This window comes from Hallella seregens ATCC 51272 (assembly GCF_000518545.1).
In the GTDB taxonomy this organism is placed as follows: domain Bacteria; phylum Bacteroidota; class Bacteroidia; order Bacteroidales; family Bacteroidaceae; genus Prevotella; species Prevotella seregens.
Window position 1 is genome coordinate 120,744 of the sequence record NZ_JADU01000009.1, and the last position, 24,560, is coordinate 145,303.

Annotated in this window: 18 protein-coding genes and 1 rRNA gene; 9 read left to right on the forward strand and 10 right to left on the reverse strand. The window is 61.0% G+C overall.

Annotated elements, in window-relative coordinates:
- Positions 1-9: 9 nt before the first annotated feature.
- On the reverse strand, positions 10-2,172 hold the full coding sequence (locus L888_RS0104210; RefSeq protein WP_005847699.1) for an elongation factor G: 2,163 nt from the start codon (positions 2,170-2,172) through the stop codon (positions 10-12).
- Positions 2,173-2,356: 184 nt separating this feature from the next.
- Here L888_RS0104210 and hemW point away from each other — a divergent pair, with 184 nt between their 5' ends.
- Entirely contained in the window at positions 2,357-3,454 is a 1,098-nt protein-coding gene (gene hemW, locus L888_RS0104215) for a radical SAM family heme chaperone HemW (protein WP_005847701.1), read from the forward strand.
- Here the strand turns inward: hemW and L888_RS0104220 are convergent.
- Positions 3,451-3,834, reverse strand: a complete 384-nt coding sequence (locus tag L888_RS0104220; RefSeq protein WP_027951974.1) for a hypothetical protein — start codon at positions 3,832-3,834, stop codon at positions 3,451-3,453. The two genes, hemW and L888_RS0104220, sit on opposite strands and share 4 nt — an antisense overlap.
- 91 nt (positions 3,835-3,925) lie before the next feature.
- Between L888_RS0104220 and L888_RS0104225 the strand changes: the two genes are divergently transcribed.
- Positions 3,926-4,699 carry a tRNA threonylcarbamoyladenosine dehydratase gene (locus L888_RS0104225; RefSeq protein WP_027951975.1) on the forward strand — a complete coding sequence of 258 codons (774 nt, stop codon included), beginning with the start codon at positions 3,926-3,928 and terminating at the stop codon, positions 4,697-4,699.
- A 54-nt stretch (positions 4,700-4,753) separates the two neighbouring features.
- On the opposite strand, the gene L888_RS0104230 is transcribed toward L888_RS0104225, so the two are convergent.
- Positions 4,754-6,100, reverse strand: a complete 1,347-nt coding sequence (locus L888_RS0104230) for a citrate/2-methylcitrate synthase (protein WP_005847707.1) — start codon at positions 6,098-6,100, stop codon at positions 4,754-4,756.
- 117 nt (positions 6,101-6,217) lie between these two features.
- Entirely contained in the window at positions 6,218-8,518 is a 2,301-nt protein-coding gene (locus tag L888_RS0104235; protein WP_027951976.1) for an aconitate hydratase, read from the reverse strand.
- Between the two features lie 275 nt (positions 8,519-8,793).
- Here L888_RS0104235 and L888_RS0104240 point away from each other — a divergent pair, with 275 nt between their 5' ends.
- Positions 8,794-10,368: a glycoside hydrolase gene (locus tag L888_RS0104240; protein WP_027951977.1), complete on the forward strand. Its 1,575-nt coding sequence runs from the start codon at positions 8,794-8,796 to the stop codon at positions 10,366-10,368.
- On the opposite strand, the gene L888_RS0104245 is transcribed toward L888_RS0104240, so the two are convergent.
- The 5 genes from L888_RS0104245 to L888_RS0104260 form a co-directional block, all read right to left on the reverse strand.
- Entirely contained in the window at positions 10,346-13,486 is a 3,141-nt protein-coding gene (locus L888_RS0104245; RefSeq protein ID WP_245594815.1) for a glycoside hydrolase family 98 domain-containing protein, read from the reverse strand. The genes L888_RS0104240 and L888_RS0104245 overlap by 23 nt on opposite strands.
- A gap of 584 nt (positions 13,487-14,070) precedes the next feature.
- On the reverse strand, positions 14,071-14,607 hold the full coding sequence (locus L888_RS14620; protein ID WP_169732666.1) for a putative polyvalent protein kinase domain-containing protein: 537 nt from the start codon (positions 14,605-14,607) through the stop codon (positions 14,071-14,073).
- On the reverse strand, positions 14,604-14,786 hold the full coding sequence (locus L888_RS14830; protein WP_245594816.1) for a hypothetical protein: 183 nt from the start codon (positions 14,784-14,786) through the stop codon (positions 14,604-14,606). The genes L888_RS14620 and L888_RS14830 overlap by 4 nt, the downstream gene beginning before the upstream one ends.
- A 116-nt stretch (positions 14,787-14,902) precedes the next feature.
- Complete coding sequence (locus tag L888_RS0104255) at positions 14,903-15,787, reverse strand: DMT family transporter (protein ID WP_005847717.1); 885 nt, start codon at positions 15,785-15,787, stop codon at positions 14,903-14,905.
- Positions 15,788-15,877: 90 nt separating this feature from the next.
- Entirely contained in the window at positions 15,878-16,804 is a 927-nt protein-coding gene (locus tag L888_RS0104260; RefSeq protein ID WP_027951979.1) for a helix-turn-helix transcriptional regulator, read from the reverse strand.
- 161 nt (positions 16,805-16,965) lie between these two features.
- Between L888_RS0104260 and L888_RS0104265 the strand changes: the two genes are divergently transcribed.
- The 6 genes from L888_RS0104265 to L888_RS0104290 all read left to right on the forward strand — a co-directional run bounded on the left by L888_RS0104265 (position 16,966) and on the right by L888_RS0104290 (position 24,081).
- Positions 16,966-18,267 carry a TolC family protein gene (locus L888_RS0104265; protein WP_027951980.1) on the forward strand — a complete coding sequence of 434 codons (1,302 nt, stop codon included), beginning with the start codon at positions 16,966-16,968 and terminating at the stop codon, positions 18,265-18,267.
- A 120-nt stretch (positions 18,268-18,387) separates the two neighbouring features.
- Positions 18,388-19,287, forward strand: coding sequence for an HlyD family secretion protein (locus L888_RS0104270; protein WP_027951981.1), 900 nt, complete (start codon positions 18,388-18,390; stop codon positions 19,285-19,287).
- A gap of 4 nt (positions 19,288-19,291) precedes the next feature.
- On the forward strand, positions 19,292-20,749 hold the full coding sequence (locus L888_RS0104275; protein ID WP_027951982.1) for an ATP-binding cassette domain-containing protein: 1,458 nt from the start codon (positions 19,292-19,294) through the stop codon (positions 20,747-20,749).
- The gene (locus L888_RS0104280) at positions 20,746-21,849 is read left to right on the forward strand and encodes an ABC transporter permease (RefSeq protein ID WP_005847726.1); all 1,104 of its coding nucleotides are present in this window, start codon (positions 20,746-20,748) and stop codon (positions 21,847-21,849) included. Before L888_RS0104275 ends, L888_RS0104280 begins: the two co-directional genes overlap by 4 nt.
- A 26-nt stretch (positions 21,850-21,875) precedes the next feature.
- Positions 21,876-22,961 (forward strand): ABC transporter permease, encoded by a 1,086-nt coding sequence (locus L888_RS0104285; protein WP_005847728.1) that lies wholly within the window; start codon positions 21,876-21,878, stop codon positions 22,959-22,961.
- Positions 22,962-23,073: 112 nt separating this feature from the next.
- Positions 23,074-24,081 (forward strand): patatin-like phospholipase family protein, encoded by a 1,008-nt coding sequence (locus L888_RS0104290; RefSeq protein WP_245594817.1) that lies wholly within the window; start codon positions 23,074-23,076, stop codon positions 24,079-24,081.
- A gap of 215 nt (positions 24,082-24,296) precedes the next feature.
- Here L888_RS0104290 and rrf read toward each other — a convergent pair.
- Positions 24,297-24,409, reverse strand: a 5S ribosomal RNA gene (gene rrf, locus L888_RS0104295).
- Between the last annotated feature and the right edge of the window lie 151 nt (positions 24,410-24,560).

Below are 24,560 nucleotides of genomic sequence, written 5' to 3' on the forward strand. Positions count from 1 at the left end.
CCCGGTAGTTCAGGCTTCCTCCTCGGCGGCTTCGGCCTCGTGTTCGGCTATCAACTTCTGCTGCATGTCGTTGGGCACAAGCTCGTAGCTCGCAAACTTGGTGGTGAAGCTGGCCCTGCCGCCAGTGAGTGAGCTCAGTGCCACGCTGTAGTTGGCGAGTTCTTTCAACGGAATTTTGGCGGCAAGTTTCTGATAACCAGCCTCTGCATCCATGCCCATGATGATGGCACGGCGGCCCTGCAGGTCGCTCATCACGTCGCCCATATAGTCGGACGGCACATAGACTTCCAAGTCATAGATGGGCTCCAGTATCTTGGGGCCGGCGGCTTTAAAGGCATCCGAGAAAGCGTGTCGGGCCGCCAACGTGAACGAGAGCTCGTTGGAGTCCACGGGGTGCATCTTTCCATCGAACACCACGACACGCACATCACGGGCATAGCTGCCCGTGAGGGGGCCGCGTTCCATACAGTCCATCACGCCCTTGAGGATGGCAGGCATGAACCGAAGGTCGATGGCACCACCCACCACAGAGTTGATAAACACCAGCTTGCCGCCCCAAGGCAGGTCTTTTTCCTCCCTCGACTTGATGTTCATCTTGAACTCCTGGCCGTTAAAACTATAGGATGTGGGGTCGGGCATACCCTCGGCGTAAGGCTCCACAATGAGGTGTACCTCGCCGAACTGACCGGCGCCGCCGCTCTGTTTCTTATGGCGATACTCCGCCTTAGCTTTCTTGGTGATGGTCTCGCGATAGGGAATCTTCGGCTCGCCAAAGGTCACGGCCAGCTTCTCGTTGTTCTCCAGCCGCCACTTCAGCGTGCGCAAATGGAACTCTCCCTGTCCGTGCACGATGGTCTGACGCAGTTCCTTGCTCTGCTCCACCACCCACGTGGGGTCTTCCTGGCGCATCTTCAGCAGGGCGGCCATCAGCTTCTCCATGTCCTGTGGACTGTTCGACTTGATGGCACGACTGTATTTCGAGTTAGGATATTTGATAAAATCAAATCGGTCTTCGGCTCCCTTGCCGTTCAGGGTATTGCCTGTCTTCACGTCTTTCAGCTTCACCGTGCAGCCGATGTCGCCGGCATTGAGCTGGTCCACAGGCAGCCGGTTGGCGCCGGCACAGGCATAAATCTGGCCCAGCCGCTCCTTGGAGCCACGGTCGGCATTGCTCAGATCGTCGCCCGACCTCACGCTGCCGCTCATCACCTTGAAGTACGACACCTCGCCGATATGGGGTTCCATACCGGTCTTGAAGAAGTAAAGGCGTTCCACACCGTTGCTCTCGGGAGCCACTTCCTCGCCCCGGGTATTGCGCACTCGCGGCATTTCGCTCACGAAAGGCACCACATTGCCCAGAAATTCCATGAGTCGCTGCACGCCCATGTCCTTGTGGGCATCCACGCAGAATACGGGGAAGATGCTGCGGGTCACGAGTCCTTTGCGGATGCCCTCGCGCATCTCGTTTTCCGAAAGCGCCTCTTCCTCAAAGAATTTCTCCATCAGCGCATCGTCGTTTTCGGCGGCCGCCTCTACGAGAGCCTTGTGCAATTCCATGGCCTTGTCCATCTCCTCGGCGGGGATTTCCTCGCGCTTGGGCTCGCCACCATCGGGTCCCCAGGAAAGTTTCTTCATGATAAGCACGTCTATAAGGCTGTGGAAACCCGGCCCGGTCTCCAGCGGATATTGTATCTGCACGCACTTAGGGCCGTAAATCTCCTGCATCGTAGAGATGATATTGTCATAGTCGCACTTCTCGGAATCGAGTTGATTGATGAGGAAGATGACCGGTTTCTTGAGCTTTTCAGTATATCTGAAGCAGTTCTGCGTACCCACTTCGGGGCCATACTGGCCGTTGATGAGTATCACTGCCTGGTCAGTTACATTGAGCGAAGTGATGGCACCGCCCACAAAATCGTCCGAGCCGGGACAATCAATAATGTTCAGCTTCTTGTTGTTCCACTCAACATGGAAGACCGTCGGGAATACCGAATAGCCATATTCCAACTCCACGGGGAAGTAGTCGCTCACGGTGTTCTTGCCCTCGATGGAGCCACGACGCTTGATGATGCCGGCTTCGTAAAGCATACTCTCGGCAAGAGTGGTCTTGCCGCTACCCGCACTGCCCAGCAAGGCAATGTTTTTGATTTCGTCTGTCTGATATACTCTCATATCAAAAGATTTAAGTTGTTAGTAATGTATAAGTGTCTTGTTAAGGTTAGGAGCCGTCGTCTCCAAAACGTTGCTAAAGATAGGCAAAAAACAAATAGGCTCCAAAAGAAAGCCCCGGGAAACCGGCTTATTTTAAAACTTCTTAGTACTTTTGTGCGCTCGGAACCATCAATCCACGTTTCTTATGGCAGGCCTTTACATCCATATTCCTTTCTGTGCGAGCCGCTGCATCTACTGCGGGTTCTACTCCACCACGCTCCCCGGGCTGCGCGACCGCTATGTAGAGGCTCTGTGCCGCGAGATGGAGTTGCGCCCCGAACGCCCCGAGCTCTCCACAATCTACCTCGGCGGCGGCACGCCAAGCCAGCTCACGCCCGCCCAACTCGACCGATTGTTCTCCTATATATATAAGGTGTACCCTGTGCGAGCCGGCGCCGAGGTGACGATGGAGTGCAATCCCGACGATATTCCGGAGGGGCTGCCCCGCCATCTGCCCGTCAACCGGGTGAGCATGGGGGCCCAGACTTTCGACGACGGACGGCTGCACTTCCTCCGTCGACGCCACACAGCGACCGAGGTGGACCGGGCAGTCGATGCCCTGCGCCGGCAAGGCATCAACAATATCAGCATCGATCTGATGTTCGGATTTCCGGGAGAGACCCTGGACGACTGGCAACACGACCTCACTCATGCCCTGCACTTGCAGCCCGAGCACCTGTCAGCCTACAGCTTGATGTACGAGGAGGGCACGCCGCTCCACGGGTTGTTGGCGAAAAAGAAAGTGGAAGAAATCAGCGAGGAACTGAGCCTCACCATGTACGACACGCTTGTCGACCGGCTCACCGCCGCCGGCTACGAGCACTACGAAATCAGCAATTTCGCCCGGCCGGGCTTCCGCAGCCGCCACAATTCGAGCTACTGGCAGGGCGTTCCCTACATCGGGCTGGGGGCTGCGGCCCACTCCTACGCCATCGACACCCGCCAATGGAACGTGGCCGACGTGCTGCAATACATCCGTGCCATCGAACAAGGCCGGCTGCCCAGCGAAACCGAGCAGCTGGACGACAATACGAAATACGACGAATTGGTCATGACCCGCCTGCGCACCAGCGAGGGCATTGCCCTCGAAGAGCTCGCCCCCGCCTACCGAGACTACCTGCTACGAAACGCGCAGGACTACCTGAACCGCAGCCTGCTACGCCTCGAAGACGGACGGCTACGCCTCACCCGCGCCGGCATCAGCATCAGCAACACCGTCATGAGCAACCTGATGCACGACTAACCACGCCCCACCATCTGCTCCAATCCCTCAATGCCCTGCTCCTGATACACGCGGTAGAAGTGCCGTTTGATGTCGGCATTGATGTCCACAATGCTCCGCTTGCCCGTCACGTAGGGCTTCACAAACATGGTCAGCACGAAGGCCGCCGCGCCTACGCCCAGCCCAGCCAGCAAGTTGACCATCTCGTTGTGCAGCCATCCAGCGTTCATAAAGCCCACCGTCGCCGTCACGGGCAGCACAAACAGCAACCAGTCGCCGGCCGTGTTCATCTTTCCATTGTTCTCGCGCTCCTCGCGCAGCTGCAACGGTGCACAGCGCAACAGCTGGGCTTCATGGGCCCGCCAATAAGTCTCGAACTCGCCGTCAAATTGTTTGTCCATCGTTGTCGTCTCTTGGGTTTTCTGATGTTCTGCCCGCAAAGATAGGAAAAATTTAAGTAACTTTGCAGCCCAAAAGACCAAAATACAGGATATGCAAGATCAATTCTCCCGCACCCGCATGCTACTGGGTCAGCCCGCCATGGACACGCTCGGCCGTGCACGGGTGGCCGTCTTCGGCGTGGGCGGCGTGGGCGGCTATGCCGTCGAGGCACTGGCACGCAGCGGTGTGGGCGGGCTCACCCTTGTCGACAACGACCGCGTGTGCCTCTCCAACCTGAACCGGCAGCTCCATGCCCTGCTCTCCACCGTGGGCAAATACAAGGTGGACGTGGCCGCCGACCGTGTGCACGACATCAATCCCCACTGCATCGTTTGCAAATGCCAAATGTTCTACCTGCCGCAGAATGCCAATTCCATCGACCTCTCGCAGTTCGACTACGTGGCCGACTGCATCGACACGGTGTCGGCCAAGCTCGAACTCATCCGTCGTTGCCACGAGCTCCACGTGCCCATCATCTCGAGTATGGGCGCCGCCAACAAGCTCGACCCCACGGGATTCCGTGTCACCGACATCAACAAGACACAGATGGACCCGCTGGCCAAGGTCATTCGCAAGAAGCTGCGCAAGCTCGGCATCCCACGCCTCAAGGTGGTCTACAGCGAGGAGGAGCCGCTCACGCCCATCCATGACGAGGCCGACTCCTGCCCGTCGCCCTGCGACTGCCCCGACCAGGGCCTACCCACGAGCAGCGGCCGCCGCAGCATTCCGGCCAGCAACGCCTTTGTTCCCGCCGCCGCCGGCCTCATCGTCGCCGGAGAAGTGGTGAAAGACCTGCTCCGGCAGGCGGGAACAATGCGGGGATGACAGTTAAGGAGTTAGGGAGTTAAATCCTTAACTCCCTAACTCCACAGACAAAATCTACCTGTCCTTAATCGCCACATACGCCTTCGGCGTGAGGATATTCTTGTAGGCGGGGCGGATGATGCGCCGGCTCTCGAAGTTGAGTTCCTCGATGCGGTGGGCCGTCCAGCCCACAATGCGGGCCATGGCAAAGATAGGCGTATAGATTTCCTGCGGCAATCCAATCATCTCATAGATGAAGCCGCTGTAGAAATCGAGGTTGGCACAGATGGGTTTCTTCGACTGCCGGAAGGCCGACACGCACTTCACGCCCTCCTCCTCGATGAGTTTCAAGAACTCGTATTCCTTTTCGCGTCCTTTCTCACGGGCCAGTTCGCCGGCGAGCCGCTTCAGTTCTTCGGCGCGCGGGTCGCTCACGGTGTAGACGGCATGGCCGATGCCATAGATGAGTCCCGACTTGTCGTAGGCCTCTTTGTTGAGCATGCGCAACAGGTAGGTGTCTATCTCGTCTATGTTGGTCCAGTCGGAGATGGCCTCTTTCAGGTGGTGGAACATGTTGATGGCCTTGATATTGGCACCGCCGTGGAGCGGACCTTTCAGCGAACCGATGCCCGCAGCAATGCTCGAGTAGGTGTCGGTGCGGGTCGAAGAGGTGACGCGCACGGTGAACGTCGAGTTGTTACCGCCGCCGTGCTCGGCCTGGATGATGAGCAACAGGTCGAGCATGCGTGCGTCCAGTTCCGTGTAGTTGCCCTCCTTGAGCATGTAGAGGAAGTTCTCGGCAATGGTCTTGTTCTCGCGAGGATGGCGTATGTTCAGGCTGCGGCCCTGCACCGTGTGCCGGTAAATGTTGTAAGCGTAGGCAATGATGGTGGGAAACCGGGCGATGAGCTCGATGGACTGGCGCATCAGGTTGTCGCGCGAGATGTCATCGGGATTGGGGTCAAAGGTGTACATCTCCAGCACGCAGCGTGCCAGAATGTTCATGATGTTCGAGCCTTCCAGGTCTATGATGTGCACGATGGTGCGGTGGTCGAGCGGCATGTTCTCGTTGATGAGCTCCTCAAAGGCCGCCAGCTCCTCCTGGTCGGGCAGCTTGCCCGAGAGCACCAGATAGGCAATCTCCTCAAAGCCGAACCGTTTCTCCTGCAACAGCGGCGACACCAGCGTGTCCAATTCGTAGCCGCGGTAGTAGAGTTGTCCGCGGCAGGGCTGCAGCTTGCCGTCGTCGTCGCGTTCGTAACCCACCACGTTGCCGATGTTGGTCAGGCCCACCAGCACGCCGGAGCCGTCGTCATTGCGCAGTCCGCGCTTCACGCCGTACTGCTGAAAAGCCTCACGTGGTATCTTGCACGAGTTCTTCACCTCGTCGCTCAGTTTGTAAATCAGATATTCTTTCTTCATTGTCGGTTCGATGTTTTACGAGGAGTGAAGGAGGGATGGAGGGATGGAGTTAAGACATTTATCTTCACTCCATCACTCCTTACTCCCCTAACTCCTTTAAATCCTTAACTCCAAAGTTCAACGCTCCATGGAGGAGAAGTTCAGTGCAGAGCCTGCCCTGAACCAGTTGATTTGCGTCTCGTTGTACGTGTGGGCGGCTTTCAGCCGCTCCTGCGAGCCGTCACGGTGGTGCAGCGTCACGTCGAGGAGCGAGCCCGGGGCCATGTCGGCCAGCCCCGTCACGTCGATGCGGTCGTTCTCCTGCACGCGGTCGTAGTCGGCCTTGTCCACAAAGGTGAGGGCCAGCATGCCCTGTTTCTTCAGGTTGGTCTCGTGGATGCGGGCGAAGCTCTTGGCCAGGATGACGCGCACGTTGAGGTAGCGCGGCTCCATGGCCGCGTGCTCGCGCGAGGATCCCTCGCCATAGTTGTCCTCGGCCACCACGATACTCGGCATGGCATGGGCCTTGTAGTCCTTGGCTGCGGCCGACACCTCTTTATATTGTCCGTCCAGCTGGTCCTTCACCCGGTTGCTCTCGCCGTTGAAAGCATTCACCGCCCCCATGAGCAGATTGTCCGAAATGTTCTGCAGATGCCCGCGGAACCTGAGCCACGGGCCGGCCATCGAGATATGGTCGGTGGTGCACTTGCCCTGCGTCTTGATGAGCAGCGGCATGCCCGCAAGCTCTTTCCCGTCCCAGGGGGCAAAGGGTTCGAGGCGTTGCAACCGGTTGGAGTCCGGGGCTATCTCCACGGCGATGTCGCGATGGTCGCCCGACGGCCTGACGAAGAGCCCCTCCCGTTCCAGCACCTCCACGCCCGTGAGCGTCTCGTCGGCCCCGGCACGGAAGCCGCGCGGCGGGAAGTCGAAGCCTCGCGGTTCGTCGAGCATCACGCTGTGGCCCGCCTCATCGGTCAGCGCATCGGTGGCGGGGTCGAAGTCCAGCCAGCCCGCGATGGCCTGTGCCACCGTGATTTCGGGCGACCCGATGAAGGCGTAGGTGTTGGGATTGCCGTCGGCCCGCCGGCGGAAGTTGCGGTTGAACGAGGTCACGATGGCGTTCTTGCGCTCCGCATCGTCGGTATGCCGCTTCCACTGCCCGATGCAGGGGCCGCAGGCATTGGTCATGATGAGGGCGCCGATGCGCCTGAAGTCGTCGAGCAGTCCGTCGCGCTCGGCTGTGTAGCGTATCTGTTCCGACCCGGGATTGATGATGAGCTGCCCACGCACGGGGATGTGCTTCTCGGCTGCCTGACGGGCCACCGAGGCGGCACGGGCCAGATCTTGGTACGACGAGTTGGTGCACGAGCCCACCAGCCCCACCTCCACCGTCATGGGGTATCCGGCTGCCGGGCCCTTGGCCTTCATCTGCGAGAGGGGCGTGGCGGCGTCGGGCGTGAAAGGGCCGTTCAGATGAGGCTCCACCTCCGAGAGGTCAATGTGGATCACCCGGTCGTAGAAGCGTTCGGGATTGGCCGTCACAGCTTCGTCGGCCCGCAGCTCGTCGGCCACCCCACACGCCATCGTGGCAATCTCCTGGCGGTCGGTGCGCCGCAGGTATTCCCCGGTGTTGTCGTCGAAGGGAAAGAGCGAGCACGTGGCTCCCAGCTCGGCGCCCATGTTGCAGATGGTGGCGCGGCCCGTGGCCGAGAGCGTCTGCACGCCCTCGCCGAAGTATTCGAGTATGGCGTTCGTGCCACCCTTCACGGTGAGCATGCCCAGTATTTTCAGTATCACGTCCTTGGGCGCGGCCCAGCCCGAGAGGCGGCCCGTGAGACACACGCCGATGAGCCGTGGCATTCTGAGCTCCCAGGGCTGTGCCGTGAGCACGTCGACGGCATCGGCGCCACCCACGCCCACGGCTACCATGCCCAGGCCGCCGGCATTGGGCGTATGGGAATCCGTGCCCACCATCATGCCGCCGGGGAAGGCGTAGTTCTCGAGCACCACCTGATGGATGATGCCCGCTCCGGGCGCCCAGAAGCCGATGCGGTACTTGGCCGACACCGAGCGCAGGAAGTCGTAAACCTCCCGATTCTGCCTGCGGGCCGCGGGCAGGTCGTGCTCCGCCCCCTCGTCGGCCAGTATCAGGTGGTCGCAATGCACGCTGGCGGGCACGGCCACGCGGTCCTTGCCCGCGTTCATGAACTGTAACAGGGCCATCTGCGCCGTGGCGTCCTGCATGGCCACGCGGTCGGGCCGGAAGTTTACATAGGCCTCGCCCCGGCTGAAGGGGCGCAGCTCGCGAGGGTCGTAGAGATGGGCGTACAGCACTTTCTCGGCATAGGTCAGCGGGCGACGCAATGCCTGGCGGGCGGCCTCCACCCGACTGGCATAGGTGGCATAGAATTGTTGCAACATGTCTCGGTCCAGTATCATCTTGTCCTACTTAAATGTTTAATGCTTTGCAAAAGTACGAAAAATAATCCAAATTGTTACCGCTAACGGGAAATATTTATCAAATTGCAAGCATATTTTAGATTTATCCAAGTTTTAAGCAACTTCTCCTGCGCAGTCTCCGCATAGGTTTCACGCCGCCGTCGCATCGAAAAAACGGGATGCGCCGCCGCGCGTCTGCCGTTTTTTTCGTAAGTTTGTCGCCGTAATCGCATGCCTCCCATCGCGCGGAGGCTTCACTCCAAAACAAAAAGAAGATGAACGACAAGACAACCTCACCGCTGCGGCGGCTCCTTGCCGCCCTCCCGCTGCTGTGTGCCACGCTCGCGGCCTCGGCCCAGACGGCCGTGGTCTGGCAGATAGACACCACACGTGCCGAGCAGACCATCCGCCACTTCGGGGCCTCCGACGCCTGGAGCATGCAGTTTGTGGGCCTGTGGCCCCAGGCCCAGCAGGAGCAGATAGCCGACTGGCTCTTCTCCACCGACAACGACGCCACGGGCCGTCCGCGGGGCATCGGCCTCTCGGTGTGGCGGTTCAACCTGGGCGCGGGCAGTGCCGAACAGGGCGATTCGTCCCAGATTCAGCCCGCCACGCGCACCGAATGCTTCCTCACGCCACAGGGCACCTACGACTGGACGCGGCAGCCGGGGCAACGCCGCTTCCTGCAGCTGGCCCGCCGGCGCGGCGTGCCCCACTTCCTGACTTTCCTCAACTCCGCCCCCGTCTACTTCACCCGCAACGGCCTCGCCACCAACACCGGGCGCGGCGGCACCATCAACCTGCGCGACGACTGCTACGACAGCGTGGCGCGGTTTGCCGCCACCGTGATGCGCGAACTGGAGCGGCGCGAGGGCGTCCACTTCGATTACTTCTGCCCGGTGAACGAGCCCGACGGCAGCTGGAACTGGCTCGGGCCCAAGCAGGAGGGCTCGCCCGCCACCAACCGCGAGGTGGCACGCCTGGCCCGCGCCATCGGCAGGGAGTTCCGTCGGCAGGGCGTCTCCACGGCTGTCATGGTCGATGAGAGCTGCGACCTGCGTTGCCTGCTCGGCATCCACGACACCGACTGGACGCGGGGCCACGCCATCCGCAGCTTCTTCTCGCCCGACTCGTCGGCCACCTACCTGGGCAACACGCCGGCGGTGCCCCGCATCATCAACGCCCACAGCTACTGGACCAACACGCCCGTAGCGTTCATGCGCCAAATCCGCGAGCAGCTGCGCGACACGCTGCGCCGCTACAACGTAGCCTATTGGCAGACCGAACTCTGCATCATGAGCAACGACAACGAGATTGGCGGAGGCGCATTCTACGACTATTCCATGCGCACCGCGCTCTACGTGGCCCGCGTCATCCACCACGATCTGGTGTATGGCAACGCCGAGAGCTGGTCGTGGTGGCGCGCCCTGGGCGGCGACTACCGCGACGGACTCATCCGCGTGCTCAGCACCGACGGCTGGCGCACGGGCAAGGCCCTGCCCGGCAAGCTCATGTGGACACTGGGCAACTACAGCCGTTTCGTGCGGCCGGGGGCAGTGCGTTACGACATGACGGCACGCGACGCCACGGGCCAACGCGTGACCGACGGCGACTCCGACCCGCACGGCGTCATGGTCTCGGCCTACCGCAACGCCGACGGACGCTGGGCGGTGGTGGCCATCAACTACAGCGAAGCCGCCCGCCCGTTCACTCTCTCGGGCGTGGGCCGGCGGACGTGGAAGATGTATCGCACGAGCGACGTCGAGGGCGAGAGCCTGACACCCGTGGGCCAAACCGACGGCTCCACGGTGCTCGAGCCCCAGTCGGTCACCACGTTCGTGGCCGACTGAGGCTGGCGGATGAGCCGACAAACACCTTTCTGGCCGTGCCGTCGGCCGTGCGCAGGATGTTCAGGCCGCGCTGCATGCGCTCCAGCCTCACGCCGGCGGCATTGTAGATGCCCGTCACGGCAGCCGCGCCGGCCGGCACATCCACCGACTCCAGGCCGGTGGCGACCACCTTGTTCACCCGGCAGTCGGCCAGCAGATACTCGCTGAAGCCGCCCTCACTCACCAGCTCGACAACATAATTGCCCGCTGCCTTCACCGTGAAGGGCAGCACGACGGGCTGTGCGCCACTGATGTCGGCCGTGCGGTTGCCGTCGGCATTGGGCGCGGCCGTACAGTCGGGCGACAGGAAAAGCTGCTGCCCCGCGAGGCTCTCCACGGCCACCCGGTAGTGCGGCACCCCTTTCCAGGCGGCCACGGCCAGCGTGAGCTCGTAGCGGCCCGGGGCCAGCGCGAGGCGGTGTGCGGGCTGACGGCCGTAGGCCGCACTGCCCACCCGCCAGTAAAGGGCCTTGCCCTGCCAGCCGGTGAAGCCCACCATCGTGCGCGCCCCACTGCCGTAGATGTTGGGATATTCGTGCAGCTCGCCGCCCTGGTCGGCCTGCCAGCCCTCGGGCAGCGCGCCGGCGGCCGTGGCCGAGAAGTCGAGCCGATAGACGGCCGTGGTATCGCGGAAGAGCGGAATGAGCGTCACGTTGTCGTCGGGCATGACAAACGACTGGCCGTCGATGGTCACATCGCCGTGCACCAGCTCCCAGCCCGCAAGCTCATAACCGGCTGCGGGCTCGGCCTGCAGCGTCACCGTCTGCCCCTCGGTAGCCGTGGCTGTGCTAGCCGTGGCCGTGCCGTGGGCCGACGGGCGCAGCGTCACGGCAAACGTTTCGGCCGGGGTACCGGCCGGAGTGCAGGTCACTTGGTCGATGTACATGGCCCGGCCGTCCACATTGTTCAGCAGCAACCGATTCTCGCCGGCCGTGAACGCGGCCGTAAGGGTGGCCCTGCCCCAGGCGCCGGCAGCCGTCCGCGGACAGTCGAGCGTCTGCCCCACGCCGTTCACCGACACGGTGAGGTGGGCGTCGCCGTCGGGCGACTGGTATCTCACGCCAACCGCATAGTCACCGCCACGCTCCGTCCGTACCGTGTGGCGCAGACAGCCGCGCGGGCTGGTGCCCATGTCCATGAACCCGTTGCCAGCATGTCCGCGCACCTGGGGATAGGCGTTGTAGGGGTCGAGCACACAGCTCTTGATTTGCTGCCAGTCCATGTCTTCGGCCTCGACCACGAGCTCGCCCGTCTGCGGCGCGGGCTGGCGGGGCAGGTCGAGACTAAGCCGCGTGCTGTCCAGCACGTCGGTGCGGCGGCCGTCGGCCTCGCCCCGGCACACGAGGCGCAGGTCTACCGGGCCGTTGTGCCTCACCTCGACGGTGTACGTGCCCTGCGCGGCATCCCATCCGAGGGCGGTCTCCGCCTGGGCCTCGGCCCGGACATTCACCGTGCAGGAGGGCTCGGCCGTGACGCCGGTCACCACGATGCGGTCGGTCACCAGCGCGGCACTGTCCGACCGGTAATTGTTCAAATAGACGTCGATATGGCCGGCATACTCCTTGATGACGCCGCTGCCGAGCTTGCCGTAGGTGAGCTGCAGCGACGCGCAACTGTTGTATTGCAGGGGGATGACGGCCGTGGCCGTGGTCTTGCCGTTCAGATAGGAGTAGGGGGTGTAGGTGACAAGCTGGTTGCGGAAGCGCGACACGAACAGGTCGCCCCGGCTCGTCTCGGCATAGTTGGCGTCGAACTCGGCCACCTTGGCGGCCTCCGAGGGCCAGCGCGAGGCGGCGGCCGACTTGCTGACCTGCACGGGAATGGCGCGTGCCAAGTCGTCGTAGAGGCCCGGCACCACGGGAATCACGCCGTAACGGCCCGTGCGCTTCAGGTAGAATCCGTTCTCCATCCACTGCCCGCGGCCGCGGTTCATCGGGTCGTCCTGCTTGTAAAGGCCGTCGTAGAGGCTGCCCCAGGCGGCATACTTGTCCTCGTCGCTGCCGGTGGCGAGGTCGTTCACCACGGCAATCTTCGTGCGGCCCACCACGTCGGCCCGGGTGGGGATGGTCAGCGTGCCGTCGATGACCTTGCGAAACAGGTCGATCCACGCATTGCGAAACCCGGGGAACGTGCCCCAGTTGCGGTGCGTGAAGCCCTTGACGGTGGAGTTTCGCAGGTTCTTGAAGTCCTCGGTCCAGATAAGTTCCGGGCCGTCCCACACGGCACCGCCGTTGATACCCGTCTGCTCCATCACCGTGCCGATGCCGGCCGCCACGGGATAGGTGCAGCCGTGGCCGCGTCCCAGCACCTCGTCGAGCGACCCGTTCCATCCGCAATTGTCGTAGCGCACGCCATAGTTGGCGGCCAGCCCGGCGATGAACGGGCCGATGGTCACGCTCTCGTTGTTGTAGAAACACGACGAGGTGGTGTATTTATAGAGCCACAAAATGGCCTCGGGATAGGCCTTGCAGGCGGCCAAGAGGTCGGCGTTGCGCTTCATCATGCCCATGGGATTGAGCGGATGCGACCAGATGTTGCCGCAGAAGCTCACCGTGAGGAAGCCGCCGTAGCGGTGCGCCATCTCCACCAACCGGGCAAAGAGAGCCAGTCGCGTGGCCTGCGGACTGGAGCTTTTGTCGCCCGGTTCGTCGAAGCCCCAGAACTGTTCGGCATAGTTCCAGCCCAGGAAGTTGGGGTAGCGTCGGTAGAAATACTCGAAGGTCTCCAGGTCGTTGTCCTGTATGTGGGTGTGTCCGCCGCTGGCAGGCTGACACGTGAACCACAGGCGGTTGGCCTGGCAGACCGTTGCCCACGACTTGTACGTGCGTATGGCGTTCTGCGGCATCTTGTACACTCGCCGCGCGGTGTCGTACTGGCACGAGAGCGACAGGTTCATGCACACGTAGGGTTTGACGTCTTCGGGTATCAGGTCGATGATTTTCTGCGGGTCGGCTTTGTTCCAAACGTCGATGTGAACCAGCCACAACGGGTGGCGGGCATCAATGGGACGCCGCTCCTGGGCCGGCAGCAAGAGGGCGGCCATAAGCAGGAGCAGCACGAGCGGGAGTCGATGGAGCATCGGTCTGTTCATTGTTCTTGGTCTTAGGTTTTGGTGCAAAGTTAGTCAAAAGACGGCATTCCTGCTTTTCGTTTTGTGCCAGATGTTTTTCATTCCATCGCTTTTTCGCGCGGACATCACGGCGTAATCGCGTCGCCATTACGCCGCAATCGCCCTGCGTCCGCGGTGCAATCGCCCCGCGATTGCGGTGTTGCCGCGGGGCGATAAGCGGGCATTGAACACAACCCACACGGATGCGCGCGGATGCTGTGCGGGATTTTTTAGACAGAACAACATATTGGACAGATGGCTGCGCGAGGGTGTTTCTCACAGATTTCACGGATTCCACAGATGCAGCTCGGGGAAGTTTCTCACAGATTCCACAGATTTCACAGATGCTGCGCGGGCGAATTGGTATCTGGGCAACCAGTGAAACACATTAACAAAAACACCGCGCAGCATCTGTGAAATCTGTGGAATCTGTGAGAAACTTCCCCGAGCTGCATCTGTGGAATCCGTGAAATCTGTGAGAAAATCCCCAAAACATCCATGCCCTTGCGGGCATACGGCATTATCACCACAACAGAATCTATGGACATTGACCACTATTTCAGCAACGCGTAATAGTGCGCCAGCACCTCAACGGCCGGTCGTTTCAGTTTGATAATGGGGTCGATGAAATAGAATTGCTCGCCATTGGTCAGCACGTTGTCACCGTCGGCAGACACGTCGGTGACGGCCAAATAATCGTTTCCATAAAAATATCGGTTCTCGGGTACCAGCCCAAGACCTTGCGTGAGATAACGGTCTATCTCCTTTTGAGCGGGAACACCATACTGGTCCGGGACGTAGGCCTGAGTCAGAATAATGCGCACACCGTCCACATCATCACTGATACCTTTGAAATCATAACGGGTATTGGGAAAAAGAATATTGTGTATCAGATGCTCGTAGATGGCATCCTGAGCGTGCATTTGCTTGATGGTGGACTTGGCAAATGGGTTTCGCACTTTCACCACGTACTCGCCGTGCTCTTCAAGATAGACGATACTCTCACCCGACGGCAGACGTTTTCGGTCTCCAAAAAGTGCCCAGTCATCGCGTGGAATATAAAGGCCATGAGCTTTTGCAACGGCTATCAGCCGCGCGCCCTCCGCCTCTTGCGCTGCAGTTCGCGTGCTTTACTCGTAATCTCCATATTGTTCAGCGGATACCCCAACCTCGAACACTCCAATATGGCTTCGGCTGCAATCTGCCTCACGCCTTGTTTCAAGCTCTGCACGTACAGGAGGGCATTCTGTCCGTTTCTTAAAGAAAGCATTGACAATCGTTCTTCCATAATTCCACATAATGGCTTTGATTACGGTGCAAAGTTAAGCGATTCTTTTGAGATAACGCAGTATTACTGACAAATAAATCCATTCGCCGCCCCCTGCCCTACCCTTTGTTGGACCAGTACACGCCGAGCAGGATGAGGGCGGAACCCAAGCAAGCCAGCCACGTCATCGACTCGCCGAGCACCAAGGCCGAGAACACCACTGTGGAAATGGGGTTCAGATAGATGTAGTTGCTGGCGTGGAGGGCACCTATCTTCTTGCTCACGAGGCTCCAAAGGGCGAAGCACCCGAAGCTGGCCACCAGGCCCAGGAACAGCAGGTTACCCCACACCACGGGGCGGACGAAGCCCTCCAGTGGAAACTGCCATGGCCGCACGGCAAACAAGGGTAGCACTGTGACGAGCCCATAGAAGAACACCTTGCGCGTGACGAACACCGCACCGTAGCCGCCCAGCCGACGCAACAGCAGACTGTAGACGGCCCAGCACAGGGCCGCCGAGAGGGCCAGCAGGTCGCCCAAGGGGTTGAGTTTGAGCAGGAAATGCCCGTTGAACACCACCAAGGCCACGCCCAGCGTGGCCGCCACCGAGCCCATGACGAGCGGACGAGTGGCCCGGACGCTGCGCAGCAGGGCCAGGGCGAGCAGCGTGGTGAGCAGCGGCGCGGTGCAGACAATGAACGAAACGTTGTTCACATAGTCGATGCGAACGGCCTCGTTCTCGGTGACGAAATAGAGAGAACCGCCTGTCATGCCGAGCAGCACGAGCTGCAGCTCGTCGCGCAGACTGTCGGCCCAAAGGCGGCGGGGCGAGATGAACCAGATGCAGAGGTAGGCAAAGAGAAAGCGGAGGGCGAAGATCTCGTGGGCCTGGAGGCCGTGCTGCAACAGCACCTTGGAGTTGACGAACGTGCATCCCCAGATGAGCACCACGAGGGCACCCACAACATGATAGCCCAGATGGCTGCGGACGGTTGACGGATTCATGGCTGCAAAATTAGCAAAATCCCGGCAAAGGGCGGCGGTTTCCCATGTAAAAGACCACCCCGCGGAGCCGAAAAGCGGACGACAAACGGCTCAGCCCTCGGCCGACCGCCGATAGGCCATGGGCGTCTGGCCGGTCATGCGCTTGAAAAACTTGCCGAAAAAGCTCATGCCGGGGAAGCAGAGCTCGTCGGCAATCTGCTTGAGGGGCTTGGATGTGTGGCGCAGATCCACCTTGATGGCCGTGAGCAGGGCCTCGTCTATCCACGCCTTGGCGCCGCGGCCGCTCACTTGCCTGACGAGCGTGCTCATGTAGCGGGGCGAGAGGCACAGCCGCGAGGCATAGAAATCGAGGGTGTGCTCGCGGCGGGCATGGGCGTTGACCAGGGCGATGAAACGGGCAAACAGCTGCTGCTCGCGGCTCTGGGCGGCCTGGTCGCCGGGGGCGTGACGCTGATAGAGGCTGTCCACGTACCACCAGAAAGCGGAAGTCATGCCCAGAAACACCTGCGGACTGCAGTCGTCCTGCTGGAGCGTGTCGTAGAGCAAGGAGACAAACTGGGAGAAACAGGCCTGTTCGGCGGCCGACAGCGATAGGCGGAAGCTGCGCAGATGGCCGTCGAGCGCGGGCGGAATGGCATTGCCCAGGGCCAGCCCGAAGACTTCGTCGCTCATGACGACGCCCTCGCCCGCAACATCGTCGGACAGGCCACGGACGTGGGCCGTGGAGTTGCGGCCCAGAAAGAACAGGTCGCCCGCCTGCAGGTCTACGGGCAACAGATTGATGACCGGATGGGCATGGCCCTGCCGGACGAGCACCACGCGCATCTCCTCGAGCAGGGAGGGGTGGTCCGCCAGATGGCGCGTCACGCTGGTAATCATGTGTTTCGCCACAGCCACGTGGCGGTTCACGTAGGCGTGAATCTCCTGATTCAGATCCGCATCGGCTGTGTCGGCGGCCTCGAGAAGCAGCGAACGCATCTGGAGCAGCGAAAGACGGCGGAGCTCTTTTTCTTTCATATAACAAGGTATTATCCGACGCAAAGATAATCATTCCGCCCGTATCGTGGACGAAAAAACTGGAAAATCGTACAAAAAGCACATCTTCCCGCACAAGAAGACAACGGCCGTTCCGGGCAAAGTGCCTACCTTTACACCACGAACAGAAAACAAAAACTATCATGACTCCCCACAAACCCTCCGCCCGCCTCCTGTCGGCCACGCTCTGCCTGGCCGCCCTGCTGCCCGCGCGGGCCCAGACACTGGAGCAGTGCCACGAGGCCGCCGAGCGCAACTATCCGCTCATCAAGCGGTATGCCCTCGCAGAGCAGACGGCCGGGCTCACCGTGGCCAACATCGAAAAAGGGTGGCTGCCCCAAGTGTCGGCCTATGCACAGGGCACCGTCCAGAACCGTGTGGTGACGCTGCCAGAGGCCATGACCCGGCTGATGACCAGCCAAGGCATGCAGGTGAACGGCCTGGCGAAGACACAATATAAGATAGGTGTGGACGTGGCGCAGACCCTCTACGACGGCGGCCGCATGCGCGGACAGAAAGCTGTGGCCCGTCGCCGGCAGACCGTGGACGAGGCGCAGAACCGCGTGGGACTCTACGCCGTGCGCCAACGCGTGGACGATCTCTACTTCGGGCTGCTGTTGCTCGACGACAAACGGCAGCTGAACCTCGACCTGCAACGGCTGCTCACGAGCAGCGAGCGGCAGTTGGCGGCCATGGTGCGGGCCGGCACGGCGGCCACGAGCGACCTCAACGCGGTGCGGGCCGAGCGCATCGGAGCCCGCCAACAGGCCGTGGAGCTGGAGACGCAACAGGCGGCCCTGCGGCAGATGCTGGCCCTCTTCACCGGCCTCGACATCGGCAGTCTCTCGCGACCCGAGGCCGGCACGGCCGCCGGCACCCCCAACGCTGCCGACTGCCACCGCCCGGAGCTGCTGCTCACCGAGGCCCGGCTGTCGCTGCTCGACGCCCGGCAGCGGGCCCTCGACACCCAGCTGCGCCCCGCACTCGCGGCTTTTGCCCAGGGCTACTACGGCTATCCGGGCCTTGACATGTATCGCGACATCATGCGGCGCACGCCCAGCCTGAACGCGCTGGTAGGCGTGAAGCTGAGCTGGAACATCGGGGCCCTCTACACTCGGCGTAACGATCGCGCCCGTTTGGGGCTGGAACGGCAGACGGCCGAGAACGACCGCGAGCTGTTTCTCTTCAACAACCGGCTGGAAGCCACCCGGCAACAGGCCGACATTGACAAGTACCGGCGGCTGCAGGAACAGGACGACGAAATCATCCGGCTGCGCACCGACGTGCGTCGGGCGGCCGAGTCGAAGCTGGCCCACGGCATCATCGACGTAAACAACCTCGTCCGCGAGATCAACGCCGAGAACCAGGCGCGCCTCCAACGCTCCATCCACGAGCTCGAGATGCTGCGCGAAATCTACCGCTTACGCCACACGCTGAACCCGTAAAAACAGCTCACCACCCATCCGCAAACCATTTGTCTTAACTCCATAACTCCTTTAACTCCATAACTCCCACCCCTTAACTCCATAACTCCCACCCTTTAACTTCATAACTCCAAAAGAAAAATGAAAACTCCCCTCCCCCTCATAGCCGCCCTCATCCTCGTCGGTTGCGGCAACACAGAGACCCGGAACACGGCCTCGGGCACGTTCGAGGCCACCGAGACCACCGTGTCGGCCGAAGAGAGCGGCCGCCTGCTCGCCCTCGATATTGCCGAAGGCCAGGAACTGACCATGGGACAGACGGCGGGGCTGGTAGACACCATGCCCCTGCACCTCCGGCTGCAACAGCTGCGTGCCGTGCGCCAAGTGTACGGCGCACAGCGGCCCGACGTGACGGCCCAGCTGGCCGCCCTGCGCCAACAACTGGCCAAAGCCCGGCAGGAACAGCGGCGATACACCGAGCTCGTGGCCGACGGCGCCGCCCCGCGCAAGCTGCTCGACGACGCAAACAGCCAGGTGCTGGTGCTGGAACGCCAGATTGCCGCCCAAGCCTCGGCACTGGGCACACAGACGGCCACGCTGGCCCGACAGCAGCAGACCACCGACACCGAAGAGGCACAGCTGCGCGACCGCATCGCCCGCTGCCACATCACCGCCCCGCTGCAGGGCACCGTGCTGGAGAAATATGCCGAGCGCGGCGAGGTGACGACGGCCGGAAAGCCCCTCTTCAAGATGGCCGACACCCGACGGATGACGCTGCGCGCCTATCTCACCTCGGCACAGCTGGCCGCCGTGAAACTGGGGCAGAAGGTGACAGTGACCACCGACTACGGCGACCAAAAGCCCAGACGCTATGCCGGCACCGTGACCTGGATTTCGGACAAAAGCGAGTTCACGCCCAAAACCATCCTCACCGACGACGAGAGGGCCGACCTGGTGTATGCCGTGAAGGTGGCCGTGAAGAACGACGGGTATATCAAAATAGGGATGTACGGCCATGTGGAGCTCGCCCCCAAACCGTAGCGGCATGGAACAGGCAGCCATAGAAATCAGCCATGTATCCAAGGTCTACGGCGCAGTGCAGGCCCTGGACGACGTGTCGCTCAAGGTGAAGCCCGGCGAAATGTTCGGGCTCATCGGCCCCGACGGGTCGGGCAAGACCACGCTCTTCCGCATCATCGCCACGCTGCTGCTGCCCGACGGCGGACAGGCCACGGTGGAGGGGCACGACAGCCGGCGGCAGCCGGGGGCCATACGGCGGGTGACGGGCTACATGCCCGGCCGCTTCTCGCTCTACGAAGACCTCACGGTGGAGGAGAACCTGGACTTCTTTGCCACCCTCTTCGGCACCACCGTGGCCCAGGGATACGACAGCATTCGCGCCATATACGGCCAGATAGAGCCCTTCCGCCAGCGGCGGGCGGGAGCCCTTTCGGGCGGCATGAAGCAGAAGTTGGCCCTGAGTTGCGCGCTGGTGCACCGGCCGCGCGTGCTGCTGCTCGACGAGCCCACCACGGGTGTGGACCCCGTGAGCCGCAAGGAACTGTGGGACATGCTCGCCACGCTGCGCCGCCAAGGCATCACCATCGTGGCCGCCACGCCCTATCTTGACGAGATAAGACGCTGCGACAGAGTGGCTTATCTGGACCACGGCCGCGTGGCCGGCACGGGCACACCCGAGGAAATACTCAACCGGTTCAAGGCGGTGTTCGACCCCGACCCGCTGCCCGCCACGACGCGCGGCGACGGGGAAGAGGCGGTCATCGAGGTGGAGCATCTGGTGAAAGCCTTTGGAAACTTCAGGGCCGTGGACGACATTTCGTTCAGCGTGCAGCAGGGCGAAATCTTCGGATTCCTCGGCGCCAACGGGGCCGGCAAGAGCACGGCCATGCACATGCTCACGGGATTGAGCCAGCCCACGGCGGGCCGCGGCCGCGTGATGGGCTATGACGTGGCCACGGAGTACGAGCAAATCAAACGAAACATTGGCTACATGAGCCAGCGCTTCTCGCTCTACGAGGACATGACCGTGGCCGAAAACCTGAGGCTCTTTGGCGGCATTTACGGCATGGACGACCGGGACATCCGGGAGCGCACGGAGCTGGTGCTGCACGAACTGGGCATGGAAGCACAGCGCGACACCATCGTGAAGGCCATACCGCTGGGCTGGAAACAGAAGCTGGCCTTCTCGGTGAGCATCTTCCATGAGCCGGGCATCGTGTTCCTCGACGAGCCTACGGGCGGCGTGGACGCGGCCACACGCCGGCAGTTCTGGCTGCTCATCCGCCAGGCTGCCCGGCGCGGCATCACCGTCTTTGTGACCACCCACTACATGGACGAGGCCGAATACTGCGACCGTATCTCCATCATGGTGGATGGAAAAATCAGTGCCATGGGCACGCCCGACGAGCTAAAACGCCGGCTCGGGCTTGCAACCATGGACGAAGTATTCACCCATTTGGCACGAAAAGCCCGGCGCACATGAAAACATTTCTCTCTTTTGTCCGCAAGGAAAGCCGCCACATCCTGCGCGACCGGCGCACGATGCTCATCCTCTTCGGCATGCCCACGGTGATGATGCTGCTCTTTGGCTTTGCCATCCGCACCGATGTGAAGAACGTGCGCACCGTGGTGGTGACGGCTTCGATGGACGGACTCACGCGCCGGGCCGTGGCGGCGCTCGACGCCTCGGACTATTTCACCATCGTGGGCACGGCTCCCACGGGGGCCGACGCCGAGCGCATGATGCGGCGGCAACAGGCCGACCTGGCCATCGCCTTTGCCCCACGGCTGGCCAGCCACGCCTACGACCGTGGCGCCATCCAGATACTCACCGACGCAGCCGACCCCAACATGGGGCAGCTCTATGCCAGCTATGCCCAGAGCATCGTGGTGCCCGTGGTGGCAGCGGCCGCGCAACGGGGCCGCGGGGGCACGACAAGAGAGGTCGTGGCCACGACCATGCTCTACAATCCGCAGCTGCGCTCAGCCTACAACTTCGTGCCCGGCATCATGGGCATGCTGCTCATGCTGGTGTGTGCACTGATGACCTCGGTGAGCATCGCCCGCGAAAAGGAGCGCGGTACCATGGAGGTGCTGCTCGTGTCGCCCGTGCGCCCCATCGTCATCATCCTGGCCAAGGCCGTACCCTACATGGCCTTGGCCGTCCTTATCCTCGTCGCCATCCTGACGATGAGCTACTTCGTGCTCGACGTGCCGCTGGCGGGCTCGGTGGGATGGATAGTCGTGGTATCGCTGGTCTACATCCTGCTGTCGCTCTCACTCGGGCTGCTCATCAGCACCGTGGCCGAGTCTCAGCTGGTGGCGCTGCTGGTGTCGGCCGTGGTATTGCTCATGCCCGTCATCATACTTTCGGGCCTAATATTCCCCGTAGAGAGCATGCCGGAGGTGCTGCAATGGGCTTCGTGCGTGGTGCCGGCCCGCTGGTACATCGCCGCCATGCGCAAGTTGATGATTATGGGAGTGGGTGTAGGCGACGTGATGCGCGAGCTCTGCGTCCTCGGCCTTATGGCCGCCGCTGTCCTCGGACTAGCCCTGGGCAAGTTCAAGACGCGGCTGCAATAGTCGTTCACCAAGAAAATGGGCAAGTTATGATACTGAAACATCTGATACGCAAGGAGTTCATCCAGATGGGGCGCAACCCTTTCCTCCTCAGGCTCATCCTGCTGTACCCCATCGTCATCGTGTGCGTGATGCCGTGGGTGATGAGCATGGAGGTGCGCAACATCGGCGTGACGGTGGTCGATAACGACCGCTCCACCACAAGCCGGCGGCTCATCCATCGCATCGAGGCCAGCAACTACTTTGTGTTCAAGGGACAGGCCGACACCTACGCCGACGGTCTGAAACGCATGGAACGCGGCCAGACCGACATCGTGTTGGAGGTGCCGCCACGCTATGAACGCGGCCTCGTCGACGGGAGGCAGCCGCAGATACACGTGGCGGCCAATGCCGGTAACGCCACCAAGGGTGGCATGGGGGCCGCCTATCTCTCGCAAATTGTGACGGCCAACCTGAGGGCAACGCCGTCGGAGGAGCAGTTGCGCGTGTCGGTGATCGACCTGTATAACCCTCATTTGAGCTATAAAGTGTTCATGATTCCGGCCCTCATGGGGCTGTTGATGATGATGCTTTGCGGATTTCTGCCGGCCCTGAACATCGTGGGCGAAAAGGAAACGGGCACCATAGAGCAGATGAATGTGACGCCGGTCAGGAAGTGGGAGTTCATCCTGGCCAAGCTGGTGCCCTACTGGCTGGTGGGTATGGTGGCCATGACCACAGCCCTCGTGCTGGCGTGGCTGGTCTATGGCATTGGCTGTCAGGGGCCGTTGGGGCTGGCCTATCTCGTGGCGTTGCTGCTGGCTTTATTCTTCAGCGGGCTGGGGCTCATCGTGAGCAACTACAGCGACAACATGCAGCAGGCGGTGTTTGTCATGTGGTTTATGGTGGTGGTCATGATGTTGATGAGCGGCATGTTCACGCCGGTGGCCTCCATGCCGGCCTGGGCACAGGTCATCGTGAGGGCCAACCCGATGCACTATTTCATGGATGCCATCCGAACAGTGTACGTGAGGGGTGGCGGCTTCGCCAGTGTCGCCCGCCAAATTTTCGCCCTCGCTGCCTTTGCCGGGGTGATGAACGTGTGGGCGGTGGCAAGTTATCGGAAGAATCGCTGACAAGTCGCGCTTTGTCCGCAAAACTTTGTATCTTTGCAAAGAACTGCATTGCAAAGCACAAAGCATGGAATTGTTTGCACAATGGTGGAACCGTATAAGGGGACGGCATGGCATGGAAGAAGCCAGATGCGTGGCTCTCGTGTTGGGCGGCGGCGGTGCACGCGGCCTGGCCCACTTGGGCGCCATCGAGGCTCTGCAAGCTCAAGGCTTCCGTATTACCTCGGTGGCCGGCACGTCAATGGGGGCCCTCGTCGGTGGTCTTTTTGCCGCCGGCAAAATCAACGAGGCAAAAAACATAGCCGAACGGCTCACGCGCAGACGTGTCCTCCGCATGATGGATATTTCACCCGGCCTGGATCACATTGCCACCGGCGGGCGATTCATGCAGTTGCTCGACAGTCTCATCGGCGATGTCCGGATAGAAGACCTGCCCATTCCTTTCTGCTGCTCTGCTTCGGATGTCGTAAGCAGACAGGAAGTGGTGTTTCGCAGCGGTCCGCTTTCCACGGCCATCCGCGCCTCTATCTCCATTCCCGGCTTCTTCAAACCCGTTACACTCGACAACCGTATCCTGGTAGACGGCAGTCTGCACAACACGCTCCCTCTTGATAGAGTGCAGCGTCATCCTGGCGATTTGCTGATAGCCGTTAATGTAAGTGCACCGGACGACAAACCCTTCCCTACCCGTCTCAAACAAGACAACCTCACAGCAGACAGGCCATTCGGCACCTATCTCAAACAAAACAATCCCAAAGCTGATGCCTCCTTCGGTGCCCATTTCAAACAAAATAATCACCAAACTGACACCTCTTTCAGTTCCCACAAACAACACGATGCCAGAGCAAGCAGCATGTTCTCCTCTCTTTGGCATCGACTCCCCCTGCTCCGTGCATTCCTTAAAACCGAATTATCCACCAACTACATGAACATGGCTTTGCGCGTGGCCCAGATAAGCATTCAAAACAACACGCAGATGGCCATGCGTCTCACCCCTCCAGACCTTTGCCTAAATCTTCCAATGTCCACTTTCGGCCTTTTCGACTTCGATAAAGCACCCGAAATTATCAACCAAGGCCACCAGCAAATGCTTCACCTCCTCACTTCCTCCCCCCTCACATAACTCCCAATAACAGATCATCATAGACTATCATTGCTTATAAATTGCCTATTGCCCCTTAAAAAGTCCCTACAAATTCCTATCACCTCCTATGATGGCGCGCACCATTGCCTATCACGCCTATCATAGCCTATCAATTGCTATCACCTCCTATTATCACCTCCCTCCCCCACCAAAAAAGTCCCCCGCCCACACTTCCTGTGGACGGGGAACCAAAAAGCAGGCAGCTCCCTACTCTCCCGCATTGCATTGCAGTACCATCGGCGCAGACGGGCTTAACTTCTCTGTTCGGAATGGGAAGAGGTGGGACACCGCCGCAACAGCCACCAAAAATAACGAATGACCATCGGCACAAGGCAAGACTGAAAAAGGAAAACAAAGACATGCGCCCGGACACCGCATCAAAGCGGGACAGGGAACGCCACGGCTGAAAAAATGGGGCCCGAAGAAAGCGCTCGGGCAATTAGTAGCGCTCGGCTTTG